Genomic DNA, 6,026 nt, shown 5'->3' with positions numbered 1-6,026 from the left:
TACAGGGATTGAAAAAAACAATGCTGAATTGGTTGGTGCCAAAGTATTGAAAATAGGCAACTATGATTCTGAATATGTCATTGGGATTGTTTCTGGTATCCTCGCAATTGACAGCGATTTCGGCATTGCCAGGCGGATTACCAATTTTATTTCCAATGCTGTTGTACTTAATAAATTGGGCATTTTAAGTTCAAATACCATTCTCACACTTGAAGTCCTTCTCAGGGATGGGAAAACAAAGAAAATCAACCTTGAATCAGCTGAATGGTCCTTGTCTTTTAATTGGGCCTACGATAAAAAGAAAGTACCTGCAAAAAATGAGACCGAAGTTTTTTTTAACGAAAATGATTCTTTGCCAATTTATCTTTCCAATTTTGTTAAATCACCTGACGATCCATTTTGGTTTAAGTTCATACCTGAAGACCGCATGATTTATGTTCAATTAAACCAGGTATTCGATGGCGATAAGGAATCACTTTTAGATTTCATAAAAAAGGTTTTGAGTTTGTATGATGAGAAAGTAGCTGAGATCGATAAATTTGTGATTGATCTTAGATTTAATGAAGGGGGGAACGGTGAACTGGTACCTGCATTGGTAAGCGAGTTTAAACAAAGAAATAATTCTTTTGAGCCGGGCAAATTGTTTATTATAACAGGAAGTAACACTTTTAGCGCAGCAAGTATTTTTATAGGGCAAATGCTAAAGGCCACAAATTCAATAACGGTTGGGAATATTGCCGACGGGCCACTTAATTTCTCTTCCGATCCAATTATGTTCTATTTACCACATAGTAACTTATTGGTAAACATTTCCCGGCTGTATTCACAAGATGGCCATCCAACTGATCGCCGAGGCTTTTACCCGCCGGATTATTATATTCCAAATACATCAAAAGATTATTTTTTATTTTCCGATCCTGTGCTTAAAGCAATTAAAAACAATGAAGTTAAATCTCTGAAAGACATACTTTTCAATCATGGTGCTAAAAATTTCAGATCGGAGTTTGATAAAAGGAAGAATATAAATGGTCTTGCAAAAAAATGGTTTCCTTATACTTCATATGATCTCGTACTTTATACATTTAACGATTTAATTCCATCCGAAAAATATGAAGAAGCGGTTGAAATTTCAAAACTAAATACAGAAGTTTATCCTGAATCAATCTGGGGTTGGTTCATCATGGGAATGTTATGTGAAAATATGGGACAACCCGATGAAGCATTAAAATGTTTTAATCAGTTATTGGCTATTGAACCATATCATATTGAAGCAAAATGGGAATACGAGAAAATAAACGCGATGCTCCATCCTGTTAATTTGGATATATCGATTATAGAAAGCTATATTGGTGAGTTTGAAGGACGGAAAATACTTCTGGAAGATGGCCAACTGAAATATCAGGTTGGTAGCGGCAAAAAGAGAATATTGATACCCATTTCAGAAAACTATTTTTTAATCGAAAACTCGAGTTACCGCATTGTATTTGTCGGTACAAAAGATAAAGTAGAGAAAATAAGGGTTATTAAATGGGATGGTAAAACTCAGGTATATAAAAGAGTCGGACAGTAATTGACTTTTTTTAAATATTGATTATGAAAAAAACAACGTGTATTATCGAAGTTATCATCGTTTTCCTTTTATTGAAATTATTTTCAATGTGGTTAGACTATGTGCTTGTAAAATCAGGGGCCAATCCAGCCTGGAGAACTTTTCTTTTCGGATTACAGGTAATTCTGATTCCTTTAACAATAATTGCTCTGTCAAAACGTAACTGGTCAGATTACGGATTTTCTTTTAAAAACAAAAAACAATGGGTCCATTATGGTTTTATCGGAGCAATGCTCATGCTATTATTAGGTCTTGGGTTCGGATACCTGAAAAGTCAGGGAATAAGCACAAGTGGAAGAACAGGGTCCTTGATTCTCTCTTTAATTGCAATTTTGATGATTTTATTATTTGTGTTTTTTAGCAGAAATAAAAAGCAAGAAAAGGTGGGCAAGAAGAAAATAAGAATCAGGGTTTTTTATCAACTGGCTATTTTGTCGGTTATGGTTGCATGCCCCATAATTGTTGCAATTATCAGAGGAGGTGACGTGACTGGTATCATTGCCTGGGATTTCTATTTTCTGCTTATGGTAGGTTTTGGCGAAGAGATAAAGTTCAGGGGATATTTTCAATCCAGGATTAACGAAGAATATGGCCATCCATGGAAATTCTTCGGGCTTTCCTTTGGCCCTGGACTGATCATCGTTTCTTTATTGTTCGGGCTTTCACATATAGCCCAGTTTGGGGTTTTTAATCCTTTTTTGGGGCAATATCACCTTAATCCATGGATGGGTTTACAGGCCACTTTAGGAGGTTTCTTCTATGGAATAATCCGTGAAAAAAGCAAAAGCATCATTTCTTCCGGTATCGCTCATGGTGTTCCCAATGCATTTGGGCAGGTGCTGGCAATGGCATTAAAATAGGATTTGTATTCATAATAATTGCTGAATTCAATTAATTAAAATTTAAAGTTATGTTAAAAAAATGGAAACATTTGTTTTGGAATTATGATGAAAAAAGGTTTCGTGCCGGTTATAGGGTTTTTTTGCCATTACGCTTTTCTTTATCTTTTACAGAGGATATATAACAATACTTACATCCTTAGGGGTGAGGCTGCATTATGCTGCGGAAACCCCATTATGGGTATTTTTAGTTGCAGGAACAGTGCGTCTGTTTCCAGCTATTTTGGTTCTGTACATCAGCGCAAAATATTTTGATAGACGGAAAATAAGGGATTTTGGTTTAACCATAAATAAAAGTTGGATGTTGGATTTATTATTTGGATTTTGTCTAGCTGGGTTATTGATGTCAATTGTTTTTATTTCAGCGTTAAGCCTTGGTTGGATTACAGTTTCGGAAACATTTCATACATCACATAGTTTATTGCCATTTTTAGCCCCCTTTTTGGTATTTGTAGTTTACAATGTGTGTGTAGGAGCTTTCGAAGAATTATTAACAAGAGGGTACTTAATTAGGAACTTGTCTGAAGGATTCAATTCAAAAAGAATAAAACCACGCTTATCAATTCTGGGTTCGTGGATATTTATTTCTGTAATGTTTGGACTGGGACATCTGGCAAATCCTAATGCCAATATAGTCGGATTCATAAACCTTGTGCTGATAGGTCTGACATTTGGAATTGGATATATCCTGACAGGAGAATTAGCAATTCCAATCGGTTTACATATAGGCTGGAATTTCTTTATGGGGAATGTATTTGGCTTTCCTGTAAGTGGGTTTAAATATTTTTCGGATTCAGTTAGCTTGGTACAAATAAGTCAAAACGGCCCGGATATATGGACCGGAGGGAAATTTGGCCCCGAAGCCAGATTGCTCGGATTATTTGCCAATATTCTGGGACTTATTCTGATTTTTTTATGGATTTATAATAGGCGTAAAGAAGGTTTTGGACAGTTCCATCTACCATTAGCGGATTATCCTATTCTAAATAAGTTCAATTAACACTTAATAATATTCGTATATGAAATATTTAAAAATTAATTTTTTTATTCTTGTTTTTCTTTTTTCTTCATGCAGTAAAGATAAAAAGATACCAATCGATGAACCTAATAAATTATTAGAGGCCGAATTATCAAAGAATTTAAAATTTCCAATTGTCTTTTACTCAGATAGAGTTGGGAACAAGGAAATATATATATTTAAACCTAATATAAATACACCTGATAATTTAACCAATCATTCTTCTGATGACTTATGCCCCGCAGTTTCCATTGATGGGCAATATATAGTATTTTTAAGTAACCGGACGGGGGTTCAGGAAATATATAAAATGAAAATTGATGGAACCGAAGTTCAACAACTTACTAATTCAGGAGAACAAAAAGAACATCCACATTTTAGTCCGGATGGAGAGAAAATTGTTTTCATAAAGGATTTTTCTCAAAGAACCGAAATTTGGATTATGAATGCTGATGGCTCAGAACAACAAATGCTTACAAATAATAATACCCGTGATGAAAGACCCAACATCTCGCCTGATGGAAGCAAAATACTATTTATGTCTCTTCGACATGGTAATTATGAAATTTACTTGATGAATATTGATGGAAGCAATCAAACACGGATCACAAATTCCAGCGGACATAAAGTTTTCCCAATTTGGTCGCCTGATGGAGAAAAAATTGCATATGCTTTAAATACAGGATTTCCGGTTGCCGATATACACTTAATTAATCCTGATGGTACAAATGATATTGCTCTAACTAGTGCTGCTGGCAGAGATGAAAATCCCTCATGGTCGCCTGACGGAGAATATATTATTTTTCAAAGTGAAAGAAATGGAAATTTCGAATTGTATCAAATGAATTCTGATGGAACAAACCAGCAAAGAATAACAAATAATTCCGCTTGGGATGGATGGCCATCTTATGTAAACCTGACAAATCAATAAAGCTTACAACAACTAATTTAAAAATTATGAAAACAATTATCTTATCAATTTTTATTTTGGCATCCAGTTATATTGCCGAGAGCCAGAATCAATATTCTGTAGTATTTTATTCTGGAACAGGAGGAAATCAGGATATCTATATTCTGAAACCGAATACTTCTGAACCTGTCAATTTAACCAATCACAGTGCAAAAGACTTGTGTCCTGCAATTTCTGCGGATGGTAAGAAGATTGCATTTTTAAGTGACCGTTCAGGTAAGCAGGAAATTTATACAATGAATATTGATGGTACTAACGTAAAACAAATCACTAATTCACAAGAGACCAAGGAACATCCATTTTTTAGTCCAGAGGGGAAAAAGATTGTTTTTGTAAAAGATTTTGGGCCAAAAACGGAAATATGGATAATGAATACAGATGGCTCGGAACAAAAACAACTTACTTCGAATCAAGCCCGTGATGAGCGACCAAATATTTCACCCGACGGGAAAGAGGTTCTATTTATGTCGAACAGGCATGGAAATTATGAAGTTTATAAAATGAAAATTGATGGCTCAGAACAAACACGTATTACCAACTCACCAAAGCAAAAGATTTTTCCAATTTGGTCGCCCGATGGGACGAAAATTGCTTATGGTTTAATTGAACGGGTCAATGGCCGTCCTGAAGGTGATATTCATATAATGAATGCCGATGGAATAGAAGATATTGCAATTACAAATGCTCCTGGAAGAGATGAAAACCCGGCGTGGTCGCCCGATGGAAAACAGATTGTCTTCCAGAGCGAACGCGATGGCAATTTTGAGGTTTACATCATGAATATTGATGGCACCCACCAAACAAGATTAACTAACCATCCAGAATGGGACGGTTGGGCTTCGATAGTAAATAAGTAATTTTGAACGTAGTCTATTAATTAGCGAAGTCAATTATAAAAACGAAGAGAAAATGAAGACAAAAAAACAAATCACAACTGGCTTTGTAATTACAGTAGTAATTTTTATAATTTCTACTTTCTTAGGAGGTAAATTGAATTTAAAAAATTGGATTTATAAATTAATCTTTAAAGAATGCTAAAATTATAGAAATGAAAAGAAAAATTACTTTCATCTGCATTTACGCAGTAATATTATTATTGACCAGCAATATTATTGCACAAACATCAATGGAATGGAAGGAAGATATCGACATTCTGACAAAAAAAATTGAACAATACCATCCAATGCCGTGGGCACGAATTTCACAACAACAGTTTGAAGATAAGGCTGATGAAATCAAATCAAATTTAAAGATTTGGGATAATGAAAAAATTACACTTGAGATATTAAAGCTTGTCGCATCAATAAAGGATGGTCACACACAAGTGTTACTTGATAATCAGGATAATTTCAATCTGTGGTTCCCTGTCAGGATCGATCTGTTTAACGACGGTTTATTCATTACAGGGATTGAAAAAAACAATGCTGAATTGGTTGGTGCCAAAGTATTGAAAATAGGCAACTATGATTCTGAATATGTCATTGGGATTGTTTCTGGTATCCTCGCAATTGACAGCGATTTCGGCATTGC

At 34.8% G+C, this 6,026-nt stretch carries 6 protein-coding genes; all 6 read left to right on the top strand.

Annotated features, from left to right (window positions below; all coding sequences use genetic code 11):
- Positions 1-1,570: tetratricopeptide repeat protein (locus KKG99_07550; GenBank protein ID MBU1012844.1), on the top strand; the 1,570-nt coding region annotated here is incomplete at its 5' end.
- A gap of 23 nt (positions 1,571-1,593) precedes the next feature.
- Positions 1,594-2,469 (top strand): CPBP family intramembrane metalloprotease, encoded by an 876-nt coding sequence (locus tag KKG99_07545; GenBank protein MBU1012843.1) that lies wholly within the window; start codon positions 1,594-1,596, stop codon positions 2,467-2,469.
- 184 nt (positions 2,470-2,653) lie between these two features.
- Entirely contained in the window at positions 2,654-3,508 is an 855-nt protein-coding gene (locus KKG99_07540) for a CPBP family intramembrane metalloprotease (GenBank protein MBU1012842.1), read from the top strand.
- Positions 3,509-3,527: 19 nt separating this feature from the next.
- Positions 3,528-4,457, top strand: coding sequence for a DUF5050 domain-containing protein (locus KKG99_07535; GenBank protein ID MBU1012841.1), 930 nt, complete (start codon positions 3,528-3,530; stop codon positions 4,455-4,457).
- 26 nt (positions 4,458-4,483) lie between these two features.
- Complete coding sequence (locus tag KKG99_07530; GenBank protein MBU1012840.1) at positions 4,484-5,353, top strand: DUF5050 domain-containing protein; 870 nt, start codon at positions 4,484-4,486, stop codon at positions 5,351-5,353.
- Between the two features lie 191 nt (positions 5,354-5,544).
- Positions 5,545-6,026 (top strand): hypothetical protein (locus KKG99_07525; GenBank protein ID MBU1012839.1); only part of this gene is annotated, 482 nt, incomplete at its 3' end.

It is taken from the genome of Bacteroidota bacterium, assembly GCA_018816945.1.
Lineage (GTDB): Bacteria > Bacteroidota > Bacteroidia > Bacteroidales.
This window is presented reverse-complemented; position numbering and strand designations above follow the sequence as displayed.

Coding starts and splice junctions, on each gene's coding strand:
- KKG99_07545 (MBU1012843.1), top strand. CDS start 1,594: ATGAAAAAAACAACGTGTATTATCGAAGTTATCATCGTTTTCCTTTTA.
- KKG99_07535 (MBU1012841.1), top strand. CDS start 3,528: ATGAAATATTTAAAAATTAATTTTTTTATTCTTGTTTTTCTTTTTTCT.
- KKG99_07530 (MBU1012840.1), top strand. CDS start 4,484: ATGAAAACAATTATCTTATCAATTTTTATTTTGGCATCCAGTTATATT.